Raw genomic sequence first — 21,482 nt, forward strand, 5'->3', positions numbered from 1 at the left:
CTCCTCCAATTTTCCGCACAATTTATGAAACAATAAGCGTTCCAACTCCCTGTTCGGTAAACAGTTCTAGTAAAACAGAATGAGGAGTTTTACCATTTAAAATGACAACACCTTCAACACCATTTTGAAGGGCTTTCATACAAGTCTCTACTTTTGGAATCATGCCTCCTGAAATTGTCCCATTTTTGATAAGTTTCTCTGCTTCAGAAACTGTCAATTCTTTTAAAAATTTACCCTGTTTATCCAAAACACCAGGAACATCAGTAAGAAATAAAAGGCGTTTAGCCTCTAATGCACCAGCAATAGCCCCAGCAAAAATATCAGCATTAATATTATAGGTTTTACCATCGCGTCCTGGAGCCACAGGAGCAAGAACTGGTATCATTTCAGAACATGCTAAAAGATCCAGCAATGTGCGATCAACTTCAATAGGCTCACCAACAAATCCCAAATCTAAAACACGTTCAATATGCGAATCAGGATCAATGACAGTTTTATAAGCCTTTTCGGCAAAAACCATATTGCCGTCCTTGCCACATAATCCTATTGCCCATTCACCTTCTGCATTGATGAGAGCAACAATTTCTTTGTTTATGGAACCGGCCAAAACCATTTCAACAACTTCAACAATCCGCTCGTCGGTTACCCGTAAACCATTTTCAAATCGTGATTCAATCCCCATTTTTATCAAAATTTCAGCAATTTGAGGTCCTCCACCATGAACAACAACAGGATTAATTCCCGATTGCTTTAATAGAGCAATATCACGCGCAAATGCTCGCCCCAAGGCAGGATCACCCATAGCATGACCGCCATATTTTACTACAACTGTTTCATTTTCGTATTTTTGCATATATGGTAAAGCAGACGATAAAAATGCTGCTTGTTTTTCTAAAACATCTACAGCACCGTTTTTAGCATCATCCATTAATAGAGCCTCCTCATCACTTTTTACCATCTTTTAGTGGAATTTAGGAAAAGTAATAACGAAATGAAACAAGAAAACAACTTCCTCAAAAAATTGACAGCGAAGAATTAAACAAAACAGGCATACAAAAAGTCTTTATTTTATGATTTTATGTATAAAATTGAAAAGCAAAATTCTGAAAAATTTTAAGCTATGCTGTACATTCAACTCGTTAGTTTACGCCTATGATACTTAACAACGAATAAGAATATATACAACCATTGATTTTGAAAACAAAATTTTCTTATAATAATAAAATTAACATATCACCAAGATAAGCAGTGGATTGACTTAGCACTGTAACCTTATCCAAGCAATTTTCTAGAAGAGATCAGTAAAGCTATACGATGGTTTCTTTATGTTAACTGTCTTCATGATAATTGAAATTGTTCGGAAATCCGAATGAAAAATCTTTCTAAAGCTTATCTATATAAAAAACTTTTAAAAGAATTCTGAAGGATTTTACTAAAATTTTACGATACAAATAAATTCTGCTTTTTATATCCCATTAATTACTGTCTTTAATCAGACAACATCAATCCCTACAAAAGGCAATAAAAGAAGTACGCTACAGTGTAATCCTTATACCTCTCTATAATATCTTGTTATAGAATATTATCATAGCTTGTAAATTTATTGCGAATAGCTCTTAATGCTCTCCAGAAGTATCTTTATAAAATCATTTAATTGTTTAGATTGCTACCTTCGTAAAGTTTTATAAAATTTTTCATTTTCATGATCTGTTTATTAAGTTTTTCTTTCTGTACAGAAAGACATGCTTAAACTATTCAATGTCTTTTAGAATTTTTTAATTCTCTTAAGGCATTGTTTTAATTATGTTATTTTATGACAAAAGATTTACTTCATAAACTTCTCTTTCCATATCACTAATCACTTTGGACAATATATCATACTGTTTTTTAAGCATATCGTGCCATTTTTTTATTGTGTTTATTTTTTCTTTTTGAAAGTAACTCCCTCTTTCTCTCCATAAAATTTTTATCATGTCAATAAATTCAACTAGGTGAATTCCATCGAATTCTGTTTCTCCAAAAGAGAGGTGTATCAAGTATCTCAAGACATGTTTTGTTATGTCTTCTTTAGTATTCAACATGAATCATCTCATTTCATAATTTCTTTGGAACAAAATAAATTTGATTATAGCGTTTTTTTATTATCTGGAAGAAGTATTTTATGACACCAGAAATACAAAACAAAATCCGAAAAAAACAAATGAAGCTGGTATGAGGCATGTAAAAGCTATTCCGAATAAAACCCCTTATTTAAAGGGAGACAGTAGCTAAGACTCTCAAAAATGCCAAAAATAAAATTGGTTATGAGGAATTAATATTTTGTTTGAAAGAGATGAATTGTCTAACAGCTTATTTAGCATTTTTTGGTAAGCTACTACCTATTTTACAGTTTTAGTATAGGGCTTTTAAAAAGGAATTATTGAATAAAACAATAAATACAAAAAATTCTGAATGCATAAAGGCAGTTATCATGACACTGGAAATCAGTCACTCAATTGCGTTTTTCCTGTATGGATAAGCCCTTTTTAAAATATCATAGACACTCAAAAATAAGACTTATCCATAAAACTTGTGAAATGTAAAAAACTATCAGTGGCAGGAACTCATCCTAAATTAATCGTTTCTTTCTTTTCAAGAAAAAAATGCTTTTCAAAGACGATAAAACTATAGAAAGCTTAATTAAAATAACTTTCCAAAAGTTTTTTCTAATCTATTCTGAGAACATTCACATATTTTAACCAGAAATATTTTCAAAAAATTCTTTCATACGTGAAAAAAAGCCATGTGATTGCGGTGAATTCTCATGATTTGAAAGTTTTTCAAATTTTTGCAATAGTTCACGTTGCTCTTGCGTTAATTTCTGTGGTGTCTCAATCGTGATATGGATGTAAAGGTCACCCCTTGCTTGCTGCCGACGCAACATGGGCATACCCTTGCCTTTAAGGCGGAATTGACGTCCATTTTGTGTCCCTTCTGGGATCTTAACACGCGCTTTAACACCATCAAGATCGGAAACTTCAAACTCTCCTCCTAAAGCAGCTGTTACCATTGAAATAGGAACGCGACAGTGAAGATCTGCTCCTTCTCGCTGAAAAAATTCATGTGGTTTAACAGAAAGGAAAATATAAAGATCACCATTGGGGCCACCACGAATACCAGCATCACCCTCACCAGAAAGGCGAATACGCGTTCCATCTTCAATACCAGCTGGAACATTCACGCTCAATGAACGTTTTTTCTCTATGCGTCGTGTCCCCTGACATTTAGGACATGGATCCGTAATAGTTTCACCACGTCCATGACATGAAGGACATGTTCGCTCAATGGAAAAGAAACCTTGTGCAGCACGCACACGACCAGATCCATGACATGTTCCACAAACTTGCGGCTTAGAGCCCTTTCTCGCTCCTGAGCCTTCACAAACATCGCACGTAACGGAACTGGGAATAGTAATTTCTGCAGTTTTTCCTGAAAATACCTCTTCTAAGGTTATTTCCATATTATAACTCAGATCTGCACCACGTTCGCGACCATCACCACGCTTACGGTGCGCACCTCCCATAATTTCGCCAAAAAAATCTTCAAAAATATCAGCAAATCCACCACCAGCAGCAAAACCGCCAAAGGGATTCTCTCCCCCTTGACTACCGCTATTTTCAAAAGCTGCATGACCAAATCGATCATAAGCAGCACGCTTTTGGGGATCTTTAAGGACTTCGTAGGCTTCGCCAATTTCTTTGAATTTTCGCTCTGCCTCTTTATCCCCGGCGTTGCGATCAGGATGATATTGCATTGCCAACTTACGAAAAGCAGATTTCAACTTTTTATCATCACATTCACGAGTCACGCCAAGAATTTCATAATAGTCAACCTTCATCATGTATTCCTGATAATTTCTCTATCATCCATCTTTATGGATAGGATTTCTTTTAATTTATATTTTTAGCAACAAAGTTGCAACTCACTCAAATAATAAAGCCCAGCCTTATATTTCAAAGGCCGGGTTTATAAATTAATCAACATATATGCCGACACTATTTCTTCTTATCATTAACTTCTTCAAAAACAGCATCAACAACATCATCATTTTTTTCTTCTGTTTCAGTGTCAGCGCTCGCTGCTTGTGAAGCTTCATACATAGCCTGTCCAAGCTTCATACTGACTTCAGCTAATTTTTGCATCTTTGTTGTTACTTCTTCAGTATCACTGCCTTCAAGCGCAGATTTCAAATCAGATATTGCTGTTTCAATCTGTCCTTTTTCTTCAGTTGATACTTTATCGCCATATTCACTGAGTGACTTTTCAGTTGAATGAATAAGGGCTTCCGCTTGATTTCTGGCTTCAACACCTTCACGGCGTTTTTTATCCTCAGCTGCATGCTCTTCCGCATCCTGTACCATTTTTTCAATATCAGCTTCACTCAAACCACCTGATGCCTGAATACGAATTTGATGCTCTTTACCAGTTCCCTTATCTTTGGCTGAAACATTAACAATACCATTCGCATCAATATCAAAAGTAACTTCAATTTGAGGTATACCACGCGGTGCTGGAGGAATACCAACAAGGTCAAATTGAGCCAATAACTTATTATCACTCGCCATTTCCCGTTCTCCTTGGAAAACACGAATAGTCACAGCACTCTGGTTATCATCAGCTGTTGAAAAAACTTGAGATTTTTTCGTTGGGATAGTGGTATTGCGTTCAATGAGACGTGTAAAAACCCCACCCAAGGTTTCGATCCCCAAGGATAAAGGTGTTACATCCAGAAGCAACACGTCTTTGACATCGCCTTGCAATACACCCCCTTGAATGGCAGCACCCATTGCAACAACTTCATCAGGATTAACGCCTTTGTGTGGATCCTTACCAAAGAAGCTTTGCACGACTTGCTGGATCTTGGGCATACGTGTCATACCACCCACTAAAACAACTTCGTCAATCTCACCGGACTTTAATCCAGCATCTTTCAACGCAGCTTTACAAGGCTCGATGGTGCGCTGCACTAAATCGTCAACCAGAGATTCAAATTTTGCCCGAGTCAATTTCATTGTTAAGTGTTTAGGACCTGATTGATCTGCCGTGATAAATGGTAAATTGATTTCTGTTTGCTGTGACGAAGAAAGCTCAATTTTTGCTTTTTCTGCCGCTTCTTTTAAGCGCTGTAAAGCTAATTTATCATTTTTCAGATCAATTCCTTGCTCTTTTTTGAATTCATCTGCAAAATAACCAACCAAGCGCATGTCAAAGTCTTCACCCCCTAAAAACGTATCTCCATTGGTTGATTTAACTTCAAAAACGCCATCTCCAATTTCAAGTACTGAAATATCAAATGTACCACCACCAAGGTCGTAAACAGCAATTGTTTTTCCATCCTTTTTGTCCAAACCATAAGCTAAAGCAGCAGCAGTCGGCTCATTAATAATCCGTAAAACTTCAAGTCCAGCAATTTTACCCGCATCTTTAGTCGCTTGACGTTGCGCATCATTAAAATAAGCAGGAACAGTAATAACCGCTTGTTCAACTTTTTCACCCAGATAAGATTCAGCTGTTTCCTTCATCTTTTGCAAAATCATAGCTGAAATTTGCGATGGAGAATATTTCTTACCTGCTTCTTCAACCCATGCATCACCATTGTCACCTTTAACAATTTTATAAGGTACAAGTGCTTTATCTTTTTCAACCATAGGATCATCAAAACGACGCCCTATCAAACGTTTAACTGCAAAAACTGTCCCTTCAGGATTTGTTACCGCCTGCCGTTTAGCAGGCTGTCCAACAAGCCGCTCTCCCCCATCAGTAAAGGCAACAACGGAAGGTGTTGTTCGTGCTCCTTCTGAGTTCTCGATAACTTTTGCGTTTTTGCCATCCATAACAGCCACACAAGAGTTCGTTGTCCCCAAATCAATACCAATTACTTTTGCCATATTATAATCTCCATTCAGCAAGCTACCTCAACCTTCATAAAGCATCTTTTTAAGACAGCTCCTCATCACACTCAAAGCCCGTATATTGCTTCAAGCAACATAAAATAATAATAAATCGCAAGATCGCAATAAGCCTTGCTGCCTCGTATATAAGAACAGGCTTTTATTGCTACAAGAGAATAATGAGAGAAACATCTCCAAAATAAAAAATTTATTTTAAAATAAGCGTTCTAATGACCCATAAATACCATATTCATAAGAGACTTGAGATTATAATATATTTTTCTTGCAATTCTCAATAAATATACCCTTCTATAAAAATTAAAAAAATAAAAGAGTGATTGCACTCTCGCTCTTGATCTTCTCATCATTAATAAAAGATACTCACGTAAAAGCTTTTTAAAAGGCGAATAATTTATATCACGAATATTATAAATTTTCCTTGGACTAAAATAGTCAGCATATCTAATGCTCATATCAGTAAAGATATTATCTATCGATCTCCTTTCAAAATTCTCCTTCTAACGGTTTCATTGTTTATTGCTATTTGAAAGATGTGCTTTAAACTCACCTAAAGCGTTTTTTCTTAACTGTATAATTTGAACTTTGAAAATATATAAAAATGCCTCTGTATAAACGCTTTAAAATGCTAAGAGTTGTCGTAATATTAAAAACTGGTAAATTAGTTTATGATTGTTCTGTATTATATCTTTATTGAGTAAAATAGTAGTGCATCATAGATTTTATACCATTTACAAATAATATTGTGAGATGAACACGGAAGCGTTGAGGAATGTTTTGTCATTGTAAACCTTATTTACTTCCTTTAGAATCCAAGCATTCTATGATTTTTATTCTCATATTCAAATCAATTTCATTTTAGCATTTCTTTCTTTTATTTTAAATAAAAGCTCTGCTAAAATAAAAAAATATTCAAAGTGTAAATCTTATGAAGGAGGGTAAATCAATGATGACATCTATTATTAAGAAAATAACAAATCTCATCTTTAAGAATATAATACATACACAATATACATACAAAAAGGTTATCATAAATATTGTGTGTGCTCTTCTCTTTGCTGGTATAACCCTGCCAGCAGGTGCTCAGCAATATAAACTTGGCGACATAGAAATTCTCAATCCTTGGACACGCGAAACACCTAGAGGTATAAGAGTTGGTAGCGGTTATCTTTACATTATTAATCACAGTAATACCCCAGACCGTTTGGTTTCTATTTCCACAAACGGAGTAAAAACAACAGAGATACACTCTATGGCTGTCGTTAATGATATTATGAAAATGGAAAAAATGCACAATGGCATTGAAATTCCGGGAAATGGCGAAATCATGCTTAAGCCTGGCGGTGATCATATTATGTTTATGGAGCTTTCACAACCATTCAAGTTAGGTGATAAAATTAGCGCAAAATTGACATTTGAAAAAGCAGGAACGATTGATGTTGATTTCTCTGTAAACGCTATGAAAGCACCATCACCTTCTAAATCCTCTCCTGTTCACTAAGCTCCTTTTATTGTAAATACACATATTATAAATACACACTTTTAAAATGAAGAAGCGTGAAATTTTTATACGCTTCTTCATTTTTTGTTTAATGCCATCAGTAAAAATTATCCGCTTTGATGCATTAACTATGGTCAATTTCAGGAATACGCAAAACTTGTCCAGGATAAATTTTATCAGGAGATTTTAGCATTGGCTTATTGGCTTCAAAAATAAATGTGTTTTTATTACCTTGCCCTTTTCCATAAACCTCTTCAGCAATTTTCCAAAGATTATCACCAGATTTAACCTCATAAAAGCGAGAAGGTTTTCTAGGCGTTGTATCTATAACCTTTAATTGATCAACGTCTACAGAAGAGATACCTTGTGAGTTGCCAACAACCAGCAGTGCTTTTTCAAGTGTCTCCCTGTCTAGAACTTCACCGCTTAAAATAGCTTTACCGTCTTCAACTTGAATATTTACTTTTTCTGTACCGAGTTGAAAATGATCAAATGCTGTCTTAAAATCTTTTTCTTTTGGTTCATGGTCCCCAATACCTAACTTTTCCCCTACAGTTTTAATAAAATTAAAAAATCCCATTACAACCTCCTTTCGTGTAGCAGAAACAAATTTTTGTGCATATATTGCCACATTCTTTTCTTTGCTCTTAAAACAAATAGGTAGATTTTCTAAACTTCAACAATCAAAACTATACCTGTTCAATTATGGGACAAATACAATAATAAACTTTGTAATAAACCTTGATAGAAAAAGCCTTTATGAAAATTTTCTCTCAAACGAAGGGATCTTAATAGACGTAGAAACATTATAAATTATGAAAGCAAAACAAGATTTTACAGTAATGACAAAAGGTTTTTTACTTTGCTACAATTTGTATCATATTTGTTTTGCAAAAAAAATATGAACTCCCATATAAATAAGTGTGGGTAATTTGCTACCACAGCAATAGAAAGGTCTAAGAAACCATGAAAGATACACCAACAATCACGCAAACGATTGTACTTGTTGATGATGATCGCAATATTTTGACATCTTTATCTTTTGCGCTTGAGACAGAAGGATATCGGGTTGAAAGCTATACAGATGGAGCATCTGCACTCAAGGGTCTCACACTTCACCCTCCACACTTAGCTATTTTTGATATTAAAATGCCCCGAATGGATGGGATGGAACTCTTGCGTCGTTTACGTCAAAAATCTGATCTTCCAGTTATTTTTCTTACCTCTAAAGATGATGAAATTGATGAATTATTTGGTCTCAAAATGGGAGCTGATGATTTTATCACTAAACCTTTCTCCCAACGTCTTCTCATTGAACGCGTGAAAGCTATTTTGCGCCGTTCTAATGCACGTAACCAACCGCTTTCTATAGGAACTTCTTCCACCTCTTCTCTTAAACGTGGAGATCTTGTGATGGATCAAGAACGCCACACCTGTACATGGAAAGATAAACCTGTTATTTTAACCGTTACGGAATTTTTAATTCTGCAGACCTTAGCACAAAGACCAGGAGTTGTAAAAAGTCGTGATGCTTTAATGGATGCTGCCTATAGTGATCAAGTCTACGTAGATGATCGCACCATTGATAGTCACATTAAACGTCTGCGTAAAAAGTTTAAACAAGTGGATGATGATTTTGCAATGATTGAAACACTTTATGGTGTAGGTTATCGTTTCCACGAGGTGTAAAACTACTTTGTCGCAAAAATTTGAACGGCAATCAAATCGATGACAGACAATTCTCAACTGGAAACTTTACAAAAAACAACCGTTAATGGTACGTCCTCAACGCCATTTCTTATGTTTGCTCGTTTGCATCTTCGAACACAACGTCTCTTTAGACAATTGCTTTTTTCCAGCCTCACACGTCGCATTGTTATATTAAACATTGCTGCCCTTGCCGTTTTAGTTACAGGCATTTTATATCTTAACCAATTTCGCGATGGTTTAATTGAAGCAAAAATTAAAAGTTTATGTACCCAAGGAAAAATTATTGCTGGGGCTATTGCTGCTTCTGCAACAGTAGATACAAATTCTATTCTCATTGATCCCCAAAAACTCTTAGAGTTACAGACTGGTGAAAGCGTTACACCTGCCCCTCAATCAACCGATTCCTGGGATTTTCCTATTAACCCTGAGCAAGTTGCCCCTCTTTTACGGCGTCTCATCACACCTAAAACGACAAGAGCACGTATTTATGATCGTGATGCTACTCTCCTTCTTGATTCGCGCGTTCTTTATTCTAGTGGAGAAGTTTTTAGTTATGATTTACCCCCACTTAAAAAAGAACAAAACATGTGGGATCGCCTTACTTCATGGTATTTAAGCACATTTTATGGCAAAGGTATTGCTCTTGACAGAGAACAAACAAAAACCAGTGGTATTGCTTATCCAGAAGTGTATCGCGCATTAAACGGATCTCTTGCTACGGCTAAAAGACGCAACAGACAAGGTCAATTAATTGTTTCTGTTGCCGTTCCTGTTCAACGCTATCGCGCAGTGGTTGGAGCTCTTCTTCTTTCAACCACTGGTTCCGATATTGATAACATTGTAAAAGGCGAAAGACTGGTTATCTTTAAAGTTTTTGCCGTTGTAGGCAGCGTACTTTTGGTTCTTTCTCTCTTTTTAGCCCATACGATTGCCCATCCATTAAGTAAATTATCTGCCTCGGCTAATCGAGTACGTAATGGCAATAATCAGCGTGTAGAAATTCCTGATTTCTCAATGCGTGAAGATGAAATTGGTCACCTTTCAACCTCTATTCGTGATATGACCAATGCCCTTTATATGCGTATTGAAGCCATTGAACGCTTTGCTGCTGATGTAAGCCACGAACTAAAAAATCCTCTCACCTCTCTACGCAGTGCTGTTGAAACGCTCCCTCTGGCTAAAAATGAAGAAGCACAAGAGAAATTGCTTGAAATTATTCAACATGATGTGCGCCGTCTTGATCGGTTGATTACAGATATTTCTGATGCATCGCGGCTCGATGCAGAGCTTGCACGAGAAACCGCAGAGATTGTTGATATGAAACCGCTTTTGGAAAGTCTTGTTCATGCTGTTCAGGAAGTGTATCGTAATACGCAAACCATTGATATAAGCCTTAATATTGTCCCACGTCCTCATGGAAAAGCCTATCTTGTATTGGGACATGAACTCCGTTTAGGGCAAGTGATTTCAAATCTTCTTGAAAATGCACGTTCTTTTATTCCTCGGAATCGTGGCAAAATTTGTATTACTATGAAAAGTCATGCTTCAACCCTTATTTTAACCATTGAAGATAATGGCCCAGGTATTCGTTCAGAAAATATTGAACGCATTTTTGAGCGTTTTTATACAGATCGACCAAACGAAGATGTTTTTGGACAAAACTCTGGACTTGGCCTTTCTATTAGTCGGCAAATCATCGAGGCTCATAATGGGACAATTACAGCCGAAAATATTATTGATCCTACGCTTGGGAAGTGTAAAACTGGTGCACGTTTTATTATTATGCTTCCCCTCGCTAAATAAATCTTTTATCCAAAGTAAAAGGTATGAAAACAAAATGTGAAATACTCCACGCAAATTGCCTTCAATTAGGCGGCAAGGGGCTGTTAATTATAGGTCCATCGGGATCAGGAAAATCAACCCTTACCCTTTCTTTGCTCGACCGTGCTGAGTGGTCAAAACGTGAAGCGAAGCTTATCAGCGATGATTATACAATGTTGCGTGCGGAAAATGGAAAGCTCCACGGATACACTCCTGATAATTTAGAGGGCGGTATCGAGATTCGTGGCGTTGGTCTTTATATGATAGAGTTTGAAAAGCACACAACTATCGATTGTGTTATTTTTCTTGGTCCGGAATCTGAACGTTTTTCCACAAATAAAACTTTTCAATTTGAAGATTTGCACGTTCCTCTCTTAAAACTTCCCTCTCTTCGTGAAGCCGATTGTACAGCCATTTGTCAAGCTATTGAAGCATTTTTGTTTAGAAAAATATGGCAAAAATCTGTCTAATTCTTTTCTAAAGATAAAAAAATCACAATTTTTGCCTTTTTTTTGCAAATTTTTCTTGGCAGCAAGACAAAGCCTTGTAAAATGTCTTTCCCACCAATATGGTCGGATCTTATTAGTTAACAGGAGTTTGCGTAAATGATTGGACTCGTGCTTGTAACGCACGGTGAGCTGGCTGTTGAATTTTTACATGCTGTGGAACATGTTGTTGGAGCACAAGAAAAGTTCGCAACAATATGCATTTATCCCGATGACGATATAGATCAGCGTCGGGGTGATATTATAGCCGCAGTAACTGATACAGATACGGATCATGGCGTAATTATATTAACAGATGTGTTCGGTGGAACACCATCAAATATAGCTATTCCTGCTATTGAAAAAGGACGCGTTGAAATGATTGCGGGTGTTAATTTGCCTATGCTTATTAAACTGATTTCTATTCGCAAATGTCCTGATATTTCATTATCAGACGCGTTAAGAATAGCACAAGAAGCAGGGCGTAAATATATTAATGTACCAAGTATGATTTTATAGCGGATAATAAAATACCAATGTTTTCCAAAGATACCCTCCCATGTATAAGTCGTCATTTCAATATCTGTAATAAACGTGGGTTGCATGCACGTGCTTCTGCAAAATTTGTACAAACTGTTGACAATTTTAATGTTACTGTTGAAGTTGAAAAGGATGGAAAAATCGTTGGTGGATCATCAATTATGGGACTTATGATGCTAGCGGCTTCATCTGGTTGCAACCTCACCATTCGTGTTTCAGGACCAGAAGCAATAGATGCTCTTAATGCTCTTGAAAAGCTTATCAATAACAACTTTGGAGAAGAGAACTAAAACTTCTCACAAAATAAAGAAATGTGATCATCCCTGAGATAAAAAGAGACTTCTTCTAATAATTATTTTGTTAATTTCTTCGTTTTTTCTTAATAATATCTGAGTTCATATTCGTTTAAATTGGCCTTGGATTTATCGTAGGTATAAATACTTGTAGCAATTGTGTTATACATAATATCTGTATGAGTTTTCTTTTCCATTGCTATTTGATGAATTTGCATGTTTGTTGAATATTAATCGTTGTCGCCGCTTTTAAAACACATAATTAAATGTTTATAGAGATATGCTAAAGTGGCTTTGAATCTCTTTTTGACCGCTGTAAAGATGATCCCACAATCAAAAATCTATCAACTTGCTTTATTTAGGCTATGTTTATGGAGTTGATAATGAAGGCATGAGTGATATTCTAACTCCATATCTTTGCAATAACTTCATGCAAACATGGTTTTATGAGCATTATTTTAGATTTATAAGCTTTATAAATTCAATTGATAATTATGCTAGCCATTTTTCAGCTTTTCTTTTTCTATATGATTGTCTCATTACTAGTGGAGCAATCCATTATTCATTCATACATCATTGCGCTCATAGTGATGTTTCCTAATTATAAGGAGGTAACATGCAACGTTTGTTTAGTGCACTTCAAATTCCACAAGAAACAACAAATGCTCTCATATCGCTGCAAAATGGCTTGCCAAATGCGCAGTGGATTAACCCGCAAAACTTCCACATCACTTTATCTTTTTTTGGTGAAATTGAGAACTCTGTAGCAGATGAGATTATTTGTGCCTTTGAAGCAATAAAGCTTCCACCTTTTGCGCTAAAAACGAAAGGTTTTGAAGTTTTTGGTTCAAAAGATGCTCCCCACTCTCTTGTTGTCTGCATTGAGCCTTGTGAAACTCTTAATCTTTTACACGAACAGATGCAAAAAATCCGGAGCCGCTTGAAATTAGCTCCTGATGAAAAACAATTTATGCCTCATATCACTCTTGCACGGCTACTCGATATTAGACCTGAAGATCTTCCTGCTTATCTAACTTCTCGAGGTGATTTTTCATTTCCTCCTTTTGAGGTTGACCGATTCGTTTTACTGTTATCGCCATCTCCTGAAAGCAATGCCCCTTATATTGTAAGAGGTACTTGGCTACTTCAAAAATAAAGGGTGTTTTTACACCCTTTTAAAACCTTTTCGATGAACTGCTTCAAAATTTGAAGCGGCATATGTTGTAATGATGTTATCTCGCGTTGCAGATGTTTCTTTTGAAACATTTATCCCGAATCAGATTCAACAGACGCTTCTTTTACTCCCCCTTTAGCTACACCAACTATCGCTGGACGTAAAACACGCTCACCAATAATGTAACCTGCTTGAACAACTTCCTGAACAGTGTTATCTGGAACATCGGCATTAGGAATTTCAAACATCGCTTGATGAAAATGAGGATCAAATTTTTGTCCCTCTGGATGAATTTTTTGCACCCCATGACGTTCTAATGCTGCCATCATGGCACGCTCAGTCATTTCAACACCTTCTGCTAATGATTTCAAACCAACATCACTCTCCCGCGCACCTTCTGGAATAGCTTCCAGAGCACGATTGAGATTGTCAGAAACTGATAACATATCCCGTGCAAAATTAGCAATGGAATAAGCCTTTGCATCCGCCACATCTCGCATAGTACGGCGTCGAAGATTTTCCATATCTGCAACAAGACGTAAAAGCTGATCTTTCAGTTCTTTATTTTCATCCTGCAAAGACGCTAAAAGATCACTAACCTCATTGCTTTCTTTTTCAACGTCTTCGTGTTCCTCTGTTTTATGTGTTTTTAAAAATTCATCGGCTGCCTGTTTAAGTGTATTACGATCAGCTGGATTTTTTAAATCACAATTTCCAAATGAAGCGTCAGTAATTTTGTTTTTTTCATCAGACATAAAAATTTTATTCCTTCATAAGATTCGTTATTCTCGATATCGAAATTCTACAGACAAAAATCAAGGGGTATCGATGTATATAATACAATGAGCTTTTATAGTACAAATACTTACCTGCATCGTTTTAACGCAATAACTGCGACACAAGTTGAGCTGTATAATCAACCATGGGCACAATCCTTGCATAATTAAGCCGTGTAGGACCAATAACGCCTAAAGCACCAATGACTCTTTGTTGTGAATCACAATAAGGTGCTACAACTAAAGAAGAACCAGAAAGTGAAAATAACTTATTTTCTGAACCAATAAAAATTCGAACCCCAGAACCTTCATCCGTTAAATCGAGAAGCTGTGCCATACTCTCACGCGTTTCAAGATCATCAAACAAATGGCGTAACCGTTCTAAATCTTCTTCTGCTTTCACATCTTCAAGTAAATTGCTACGCCCGCGAACAATGAGGTGTATTTTATGATCAGCACCTTCTCCTCCCCAAAGAGCTAATCCCGTTTCAACAAGATGATGCGATAAATCATCAAGTGCAGCCTGTGTTTCTGCGCATAAGCGGGCAATTTCCTCTTTAGCTTCACTCAATGTACGCCCTTGGATATGGGCATTGAGAAAATTCGTTGCTTCCGTCAATTGTGCATGGGTAACCCCTTCCGGCAAATGAACAATACGATTTTCAACTTCACCTTGTTGAGTCACCAAAACGGCAAGAGCGTACTCCCTATCAAGGCGCACAAATTCAATATGTTTCAATGTTCCTTCTTGTTTTGTTGCTAAAACAAGCCCTGCCCCACGTGAAAGATCTGAAAGAACTCGGCTTGCTTGAACAAGAAAATGTTCAACCGATTGTGCATGACCAGCCTCTTTGACTTGCATTTCAATATTTTCTCGCTCTTCGTTTGGCAAATCACCCGCTTCCATAAATGCATCAACAAAAAAGCGTAAACCTGATTGTGTCGGCATTCTACCCGCAGAAACATGTGGTGCATAAATCAAACCGAGATGTTCAAGATCACTCATCACATTGCGAATCGTCGCAGGCGATAATGTCTGTCGTAAAAGCCGCGAAAGATTGCGTGACCCTACAGGTTCACCATCATTAAGATAAGCTTCAACAATATGGCGAAAAATATCACGCGAACGTTTATCAAGATATTTTAGTTCATTATCAATATTTTTGTGCTTCATCACAATTGTTTCACTACTTTTAAAATACTCACCTCTTATATAAGTTTTGCCAAGGTTTGGTCAAATAGTCTAAAATAGTATAAAAACATATTATCCTATTGAGCCGTAAAATGCTACCTTTCAAAGTGATGATTGATAAATTACGCAGAAGGTATTTTTTGTTAGAGTGTGTGAGAAATATTTAAGATTAAGAGTTGATCTGTAAAGTGGTCTGCTGTAGGGACTTGCTAAGAGAACCTGGATTATTTAAAAACCGCTGTAAATAGACAATTTCACCCTTTAGAGCAAGCAGGAAAGTGGAAATTTACCATAAAAATACTATCATAAAAAAGGCATGTCTTTCATATCTTGGCAAGGTTATCTTCATACAAGATAAAAAATTTTATTGGAATAAAATATCATAAAACGTGTAAAATAATCATATCATGTAAAATTAAGCAGAATGTGTTTATATGAGTATTTAAGCTGTTTTTTAGCAAAAAATAGTTCCCCTTATTATTTTTGGAGAAATCTATATGAGAAGCATAGCAGATAGGAAACTTGTCATTGCTACACATAACACCGGCAAATTGCATGAAATCACTACTTTAATTACGCCTTTCGGTTTAATAATACAATCAGCAAAAGAACTGGACTTGCCAGAACCAAAAGAAACAGGAAAAACATTTGAAGAAAATGCTTATATTAAAGCTTTTTCAGCAGCAAAAAAAACAGGACTTCCTGCCCTCTCTGATGATTCAGGCTTAGAAATAGATGCATTGGAGGGTGCGCCAGGCGTTTATAGCGCTGATTGGGCGATTCAAGCCGATGGTACACGTAATTTTCCAAAAGCTATGAAAAAAATAGAAAATGAACTCCAAAAAGTCGGAGCACAAGAAAAAAGTCAACGAAAATGCCGTTTTATATCCATCATTTGCATTGCATGGCCTGATGCTCATGCAGATTACTTCCGCGGATGCGTTGAAGGAACATTCATTTGGCCTCCACGGGGAGACAAAGGCTTTGGTTTTGATCCTATTTTTTTACCAGATGGATATGAAAATACCTTTGGAGAAATGTCAACAGAGCAAAAACACAACTGGAAACGTAATGATATTCCCCCTCTTTCACATCGCGCACGTGCTTTCAAACTTTTGGCAGAAAACCTTTTAGCATCCTCATGAATGAACCTTTTGGCATTTACATTCATTGGCCCTTTTGTGCAGCTAAATGTCCTTATTGTGACTTTAATTCGCATGTTCGCATCCATGGTGTTGATCAAACACGTTTTGTTTCCGCCTTTAAGCACGAAATAGAAACGCAATATCACAAAATAGGCCCACGCCATATTACAAGTATTTTTATTGGTGGAGGAACCCCTTCTCTTATGGAGCCGCAAACTGTTGATGCCCTTTTGCAAGCACTTGCAAAAAAATGGGTAGTCGATGATAAAGTTGAAATTACATTAGAAGCTAATCCATCCAGTGTGGAGGCAGAGCGCTTTCGTGGATACCGTGCGGCAGGTGTTAATCGCTTATCTCTAGGGATACAAGCGCTCAATGATAAAGCATTGCGCAAACTTGGCCGACTCCATAATGTGGAACAAGCTCTTTGTGCTATTGCTTTAGCACGGGAAATTTTTCCACGTTTATCCTTTGATCTCATTTATGCCCGCCCCGAACAAACCCTTGAACAATGGAAATCTGAACTTGTACAAGCAATTAATTTGGCAGCGGACCATCTTTCTCTTTATCAATTGACGATCGAAGAAGGAACTGCTTTTAAACGGCTTCATGATGCAGGAAGACTTATCCTTCCCGCATCAGAGCTAGCAGCAGATCTGTATCATCTTACCCAAGAAATAACGGCACTGCATGGACTTCCTGCCTATGAAATCTCAAACCATGCAATGCCCGGTGCTGAATCAGCACACAATCTTCTTTATTGGCGTTATTACCAATATGCAGGCTTTGGTCCAGGAGCACATGGACGTTTCATTGAGCACGCACCGAATCATTCCTCTACCTGTTCAAAAACATTGTCATCACACCTTGAAAACTGCGAACGTTATGTCACAATAAATGAAAAGCATCCCGAACAGTGGCTTAATTTAGTAGAAACAACAGGACATGGCTGTATTGAAACAGAACATTTAACCACTGAACAACAGGCAAATGAAATGCTCCTTATGGGATTACGCCTTTGCGAAGGCTTAGAACTTATACGCTATGAAACCTTAAGCCCTAAACGCATCCCAATGGAAAAACTAAGCGATTTACAACACCAAAAATTGATAGAAATAGTGGATAACCAACGCTTAAAAGCGACAACCAAAGGACGGATTGTTCTTGATCACATCATCAGCCAACTCGTAAACTAAAGTTTTTATAACAACATACTTATTTTAATCATAATTATCATTTTTCATAGCAGAGGTGAGATTAAAATATCGTGAGATTCTCTCATTTCAAAACTATTTATAGTAAATTAGTTGTCACCATTTGTTTACACTTTAAAAGTAGGGAAGCATGTGGATAAAAGCTATAATAAAGAAGTAAAAATGTCTCTCTTATGAACACTCTTAAGTGCTAAAAGCTATTGCAATATTTTGAGCTAGGAAGTGTATGGTGGTCTGACTTTCTTTTTAATAAACGTAAAGATGGTGAGGCACTATAGATTTTGTACACTTTACAGAAAATTTTATATTACACTACATCATAAGCACCGTAGTGGCACGGATGTGACAAACATTGGGAAAATTTCTTTAAAACAAGTATGAAACCATGCATTAATCTCTGATTATTTAGAAAGATATTAATCTAGATACTTTTAAAAACCGTAAAACCGAATAAAAAAGGAGAGTAAAAAAGCACGCTGATTTTCACCTTTATACCTTTTCCCTCAATGAGGTTGTGGCTGTATGTCTGTTTCAGAGATTACAAAAATAGATATACACAATACTTTTATCCTATTCTGGCATATAAAAGCTGTTGTCGCAAAAAATACTGACCAATATTTATTTGAGATACGCAGCTGTATGATTGGTATTGATTTATAGGTCACAGCAAAATCATGAGTTTTATTAAACAAATAAAGCACTCAAATGGCAAATATACCAGATATGAATCGAGATTGCTTTGTTAGCGAGCGAAACGACATTAATCTCATATGATCTTACTTGTCTGCGTACATGTTTATGAGTGTCTATAGCATCCTTTAAGGTTATTTTATTAAAAAATTGAGAATAGTACTAGGACAATCCTTGGCTAAAGAAATCAACGTGCTGCTACAAAAGAATTTCTGTGTATCTTTATCATCTCCAATATTAAAGCTGATAAAATAAGCTTACCTTCTATCACATAATGATTTTGCAATGGAAATTCTTGGGGACAAAAAAAGCAGGGCAAAATATATGAAATAAAACAAACTTAAAGAGCATTTCTATGGGCTTTACTCTAAGAGAGGCTAATTGAAACAAGAAGTACCTTTTATGGGAGTGCAGAAACCATATTAAAATATGAGCTGTGAATGAGCGCATTTATGTTGTACGAACTTTTTACAATAGCAGCATGTTTTTGTGTGTCTTTATGGCTTCAACCTGACATCACACAATTATGATATAGTATTCCTTGTTTTCCATATATGATTGCATGTTGACTTCCTTTCTACACTTTAAAGAACGAATATTTTAATCCAATATGGTCTGTAAACAGTTCCGCTTCTTAAAGCAGGTCCCACTTGGCTTTCCAATTATGTAATTCACTTAACGAAAGACTCTACAGGCAAGAATCCCAACTTAAGAATATTCATCACTTACTCTAAAACCACTTAATATATTAAGTCTTACGTGTTTCATATCACCACACCTCAAATAGCAATGTCTTATGGCACAACAAGATAAAGGTATTTTTGAGCCAAAAATCATTTCTTTATGAAAAAAAATCAACAATAAAACGCTCATAAATAGTAGTAAGCGTTTCCACTGCATCAAGGGCTACACACTCATCTACCATATGCATCGTTTGTCCTGGTAAGCCAAATTCAACCACTGGGCAATAATCCTTAATAAATCGCGCATCTGAAGTACCGCCAGAAGTGGAACATTCTGGTATATTCCCTGTTACACTTTTAATAGCATTAGATAACGTTTGAATGAGTTTATTATTTTTGGTCAAAAAAACATCCCCTAAACTTGGAATCCATTCAAGCTGATAAGAAGGATATTGGTCACCATTGTTTTTTGATTGCACCAAAGCAAGACGCTTTTTAATTTCCTCCATCAGTGTTTCTTTTGTCCAAAGATCATTGTAGCGTATATTAAAATGAACTGTTGTCTGCGCTGGAATAACATTGACCGCTAAATTACCGGTATCGATGCTTGTTAGCTCTAAATTACTGGGTTGAAAATTCTCTGTCCCTTTATCTAAAGCAGTTTGTGTTAATGCTTGAATAAGCTTACTTGCCAAAGGCAAGGGATTAGAAGCCCGCTCTGGAAAAGCAACATGACCTTGGCGACCTCTCACGGTAATAATACCAGAAATCGATCCGCGGCGACCAATTTTGATGACATCCCCGACAGTCTTTACACTTGTTGGTTCCCCCACAAGAGCCGCAGTCCATTTTTCGCCTTTTTTTTCTGCCCATTTGAGAAGTTTGACGGTACCATTAACAGCAGGTCCCTCTTCATCACCGGTAATCAAAAAACTTACCGTTCCTTTAATGGGCCGTTTCTCCAGAACTCGCGCTAGCGCCGCAATAAAACAAGCGATTGCGCCCTTCATATCAACAGCACCCCGCCCATATAATTTCCCCTGATCTATGATAGCTTCAAAAGGTGAATAGGTCCATTCATCCAATGCACCTGGTGGTACGACATCTGTATGACCTGCAAACATAAGATGGGGTCCTTCATTTCCCATTTTTGCATAAAGATTTTCAACATTATCTGTATTTTTATCCGTAAAAATAGGGCGCTCGACATGAAATCCCATTTTTTTCAAAAATTGTTCCAAAGCTGATAAAGCCCCTGCTTCATGAGGTGTAACAGAAGGACAACGGATAAGTCTCTGTAATAGCTGAAGTGGATCTGTAAGAACAGGCATAAGGTCGCCTTCCCATTTTTATAAGTCATCGGAACTTAAGGTTATTATGCTGAATTACAAAAAAGATAAAGTAAAAACATTGAAGACACTCAGCAAACCAAGCAGGGGAGAACAATCGTGCTGAGAGCTTCAATAGCTTCCTCATTATGTATGAGCAAGTACACACACAACAAAACACTCAACAAAAAGTTCCGTTAAATATTGCCTTCATTGGAAAGTTTTTTACGCCTCTAAATTATATGAATCAAAATTAATTGCTTGCAATCTATGAGCATTTTCCTTCAACCAAGCGCGATACGTTTTACTATCAGGACATAGTTCTTCACAAAGAGCCCAAAATCTTGGACCGTGATTCATTTCAACAAGATGAGCAACCTCATGAGCAGCAACATATTCCACAACTTCTTTTGGTGCCATAACAAGGCGCCAAGAAAAAGAAAGACGCTTATCTATTGAACAAGACCCCCAACGACTTCTCGTATCTTTATAACAAATTGATTTGACTTTACGCTCTACTTTATGGGCATAATGTGCCACCAAAGGCGTTATAATGCGTGCCGCTTGTTTTTTCAAAACGTCAGCAATACGTCTTGGGAGGTATTCTAATTGACCATAAACGATAATTTGAGGTTCTTGTCCTGCATCTCCTGCAATAATTTCCGTCACCCCACGTCCTTCTCTATGCTTTATGGAATGGCAAACACCCAATAAAGAAATCGTCGCCCCCTCTTTGAGATAAGCATTTTCATGAGAGATTTGTACACGAGCAAGACGTGCCTCAATCCAAGACCGATGCTTTTCAATAAAACTTTGAATCGTACAGAGACTTATCGCTGGTGGTGTTGTTACACAAATCTCTTGACTGCTGATATCGATACGTAAGGTAAGACGGCGCGCGCACTTATTTTCCCGCACCCGTACAGGTACAGAGCGATCAGAAAAAATAAAATGCTGTTTAGAAATGCTCATATATTTTTAT

At 36.8% G+C, this 21,482-nt stretch carries 18 protein-coding genes; 9 read left to right on the top strand and 9 right to left on the bottom strand.

Translation table 11 applies throughout. From position 1 onward, the window contains the following. Nucleotides 1-22 precede the first annotated feature (22 nt). The 4 genes from argB to dnaK form a co-directional block, all read right to left on the bottom strand. Nucleotides 23-928, bottom strand: a complete 906-nt coding sequence (gene argB, locus ACFIJS_RS00395; RefSeq protein WP_375648770.1) for an acetylglutamate kinase — start codon at nt 926-928, stop codon at nt 23-25. 883 nt (nt 929-1,811) lie between these two features. Further along, nucleotides 1,812-2,081 carry a hypothetical protein gene (locus ACFIJS_RS00400; protein ID WP_375648772.1) on the bottom strand — a complete coding sequence of 90 codons (270 nt, stop codon included), beginning with the start codon at nt 2,079-2,081 and terminating at the stop codon, nt 1,812-1,814. A gap of 653 nt (nt 2,082-2,734) precedes the next feature. Further along, nucleotides 2,735-3,877, bottom strand: a complete 1,143-nt coding sequence (dnaJ, locus tag ACFIJS_RS00405) for a molecular chaperone DnaJ (protein ID WP_375648969.1) — start codon at nt 3,875-3,877, stop codon at nt 2,735-2,737. A gap of 157 nt (nt 3,878-4,034) precedes the next feature. Further along, nucleotides 4,035-5,927 carry a molecular chaperone DnaK gene (dnaK, locus tag ACFIJS_RS00410; RefSeq protein ID WP_375648774.1) on the bottom strand — a complete coding sequence of 631 codons (1,893 nt, stop codon included), beginning with the start codon at nt 5,925-5,927 and terminating at the stop codon, nt 4,035-4,037. A gap of 967 nt (nt 5,928-6,894) precedes the next feature. Between dnaK and ACFIJS_RS00415 the strand changes: the two genes are divergently transcribed. Next, a complete protein-coding gene (locus ACFIJS_RS00415; protein WP_375648776.1) occupies nt 6,895-7,449 on the top strand; it encodes a copper chaperone PCu(A)C in 555 nt (184 codons plus the stop codon). A 124-nt stretch (nt 7,450-7,573) separates the two neighbouring features. On the opposite strand, the gene lysM is transcribed toward ACFIJS_RS00415, so the two are convergent. Continuing rightward, the gene (lysM, locus tag ACFIJS_RS00420; protein WP_375624767.1) at nt 7,574-8,029 is read right to left on the bottom strand and encodes a peptidoglycan-binding protein LysM; all 456 of its coding nucleotides are present in this window, start codon (nt 8,027-8,029) and stop codon (nt 7,574-7,576) included. A 386-nt stretch (nt 8,030-8,415) separates the two neighbouring features. Between lysM and ACFIJS_RS00425 the strand changes: the two genes are divergently transcribed. From ACFIJS_RS00425 to thpR, 6 genes are all read left to right on the top strand, one after another. Next, nucleotides 8,416-9,138, top strand: coding sequence for a response regulator transcription factor (locus tag ACFIJS_RS00425; RefSeq protein WP_375624768.1), 723 nt, complete (start codon nt 8,416-8,418; stop codon nt 9,136-9,138). 39 nt (nt 9,139-9,177) lie between these two features. Next, nucleotides 9,178-10,962: a stimulus-sensing domain-containing protein gene (locus tag ACFIJS_RS00430; RefSeq protein ID WP_375648777.1), complete on the top strand. Its 1,785-nt coding sequence runs from the start codon at nt 9,178-9,180 to the stop codon at nt 10,960-10,962. Nucleotides 10,963-10,985: 23 nt separating this feature from the next. Next, nucleotides 10,986-11,450, top strand: a complete 465-nt coding sequence (locus ACFIJS_RS00435) for an HPr kinase/phosphatase C-terminal domain-containing protein (protein WP_375648779.1) — start codon at nt 10,986-10,988, stop codon at nt 11,448-11,450. A gap of 135 nt (nt 11,451-11,585) precedes the next feature. Continuing rightward, nucleotides 11,586-11,984 (top strand): PTS sugar transporter subunit IIA, encoded by a 399-nt coding sequence (locus ACFIJS_RS00440; protein ID WP_375648781.1) that lies wholly within the window; start codon nt 11,586-11,588, stop codon nt 11,982-11,984. 17 nt (nt 11,985-12,001) lie between these two features. Next, entirely contained in the window at nt 12,002-12,295 is a 294-nt protein-coding gene (locus tag ACFIJS_RS00445) for an HPr family phosphocarrier protein (protein ID WP_375648783.1), read from the top strand. 619 nt (nt 12,296-12,914) lie between these two features. Beyond that, entirely contained in the window at nt 12,915-13,454 is a 540-nt protein-coding gene (gene thpR / locus ACFIJS_RS00450) for an RNA 2',3'-cyclic phosphodiesterase (RefSeq protein ID WP_375648785.1), read from the top strand. Nucleotides 13,455-13,564: 110 nt separating this feature from the next. Here the strand turns inward: thpR and grpE are convergent, their stop codons facing one another. Together grpE and hrcA are read right to left on the bottom strand one after the other, a co-directional pair. Further along, the gene (gene grpE, locus ACFIJS_RS00455) at nt 13,565-14,227 is read right to left on the bottom strand and encodes a nucleotide exchange factor GrpE (RefSeq protein WP_375648787.1); all 663 of its coding nucleotides are present in this window, start codon (nt 14,225-14,227) and stop codon (nt 13,565-13,567) included. A gap of 124 nt (nt 14,228-14,351) precedes the next feature. Further along, on the bottom strand, nt 14,352-15,422 hold the full coding sequence (gene hrcA / locus ACFIJS_RS00460; RefSeq protein WP_375648789.1) for a heat-inducible transcriptional repressor HrcA: 1,071 nt from the start codon (nt 15,420-15,422) through the stop codon (nt 14,352-14,354). A 515-nt stretch (nt 15,423-15,937) separates the two neighbouring features. Here hrcA and rdgB point away from each other — a divergent pair. Continuing rightward, the gene (rdgB, locus tag ACFIJS_RS00465; RefSeq protein ID WP_375648791.1) at nt 15,938-16,585 is read left to right on the top strand and encodes an RdgB/HAM1 family non-canonical purine NTP pyrophosphatase; all 648 of its coding nucleotides are present in this window, start codon (nt 15,938-15,940) and stop codon (nt 16,583-16,585) included. Next, a complete protein-coding gene (gene hemW / locus ACFIJS_RS00470) occupies nt 16,582-17,781 on the top strand; it encodes a radical SAM family heme chaperone HemW (protein ID WP_375648793.1) in 1,200 nt (399 codons plus the stop codon). The genes rdgB and hemW overlap by 4 nt, the downstream gene beginning before the upstream one ends. 1,549 nt (nt 17,782-19,330) lie before the next feature. Here hemW and dapE read toward each other — a convergent pair. Further along, entirely contained in the window at nt 19,331-20,503 is a 1,173-nt protein-coding gene (gene dapE, locus ACFIJS_RS00475; protein WP_375648795.1) for a succinyl-diaminopimelate desuccinylase, read from the bottom strand. 222 nt (nt 20,504-20,725) lie between these two features. Continuing rightward, nucleotides 20,726-21,472 (bottom strand): M48 family metallopeptidase, encoded by a 747-nt coding sequence (locus ACFIJS_RS00480; protein ID WP_375648797.1) that lies wholly within the window; start codon nt 21,470-21,472, stop codon nt 20,726-20,728. Between the last annotated feature and the right edge of the window lie 10 nt (nt 21,473-21,482).

The organism is Bartonella sp. OT172YNZD, assembly GCF_042193725.1.
Classification (GTDB): Bacteria; Pseudomonadota; Alphaproteobacteria; order Rhizobiales; family Rhizobiaceae; genus Bartonella; species Bartonella grahamii_A.

Coding starts and splice junctions, on each gene's coding strand:
- grpE (WP_375648787.1), bottom strand. CDS start 14,227: ATGTCTGATGAAAAAAACAAAATTACTGACGCTTCATTTGGAAATTGT.
- hrcA (WP_375648789.1), bottom strand. CDS start 15,422: ATGAAGCACAAAAATATTGATAATGAACTAAAATATCTTGATAAACGT.
- ACFIJS_RS00440 (WP_375648781.1), top strand. CDS start 11,586: ATGATTGGACTCGTGCTTGTAACGCACGGTGAGCTGGCTGTTGAATTT.
- ACFIJS_RS00400 (WP_375648772.1), bottom strand. CDS start 2,081: ATGTTGAATACTAAAGAAGACATAACAAAACATGTCTTGAGATACTTG.
- ACFIJS_RS00435 (WP_375648779.1), top strand. CDS start 10,986: ATGAAAACAAAATGTGAAATACTCCACGCAAATTGCCTTCAATTAGGC.
- ACFIJS_RS00415 (WP_375648776.1), top strand. CDS start 6,895: ATGATGACATCTATTATTAAGAAAATAACAAATCTCATCTTTAAGAAT.
- dnaK (WP_375648774.1), bottom strand. CDS start 5,927: ATGGCAAAAGTAATTGGTATTGATTTGGGGACAACGAACTCTTGTGTG.
- ACFIJS_RS00425 (WP_375624768.1), top strand. CDS start 8,416: ATGAAAGATACACCAACAATCACGCAAACGATTGTACTTGTTGATGAT.
- lysM (WP_375624767.1), bottom strand. CDS start 8,029: ATGGGATTTTTTAATTTTATTAAAACTGTAGGGGAAAAGTTAGGTATT.
- thpR (WP_375648785.1), top strand. CDS start 12,915: ATGCAACGTTTGTTTAGTGCACTTCAAATTCCACAAGAAACAACAAAT.
- ACFIJS_RS00480 (WP_375648797.1), bottom strand. CDS start 21,472: ATGAGCATTTCTAAACAGCATTTTATTTTTTCTGATCGCTCTGTACCT.
- ACFIJS_RS00445 (WP_375648783.1), top strand. CDS start 12,002: ATGTTTTCCAAAGATACCCTCCCATGTATAAGTCGTCATTTCAATATC.
- hemW (WP_375648793.1), top strand. CDS start 16,582: ATGAATGAACCTTTTGGCATTTACATTCATTGGCCCTTTTGTGCAGCT.
- ACFIJS_RS00430 (WP_375648777.1), top strand. CDS start 9,178: ATGACAGACAATTCTCAACTGGAAACTTTACAAAAAACAACCGTTAAT.
- argB (WP_375648770.1), bottom strand. CDS start 928: ATGGATGATGCTAAAAACGGTGCTGTAGATGTTTTAGAAAAACAAGCA.
- rdgB (WP_375648791.1), top strand. CDS start 15,938: ATGAGAAGCATAGCAGATAGGAAACTTGTCATTGCTACACATAACACC.
- dapE (WP_375648795.1), bottom strand. CDS start 20,503: ATGCCTGTTCTTACAGATCCACTTCAGCTATTACAGAGACTTATCCGT.
- dnaJ (WP_375648969.1), bottom strand. CDS start 3,877: ATGAAGGTTGACTATTATGAAATTCTTGGCGTGACTCGTGAATGTGAT.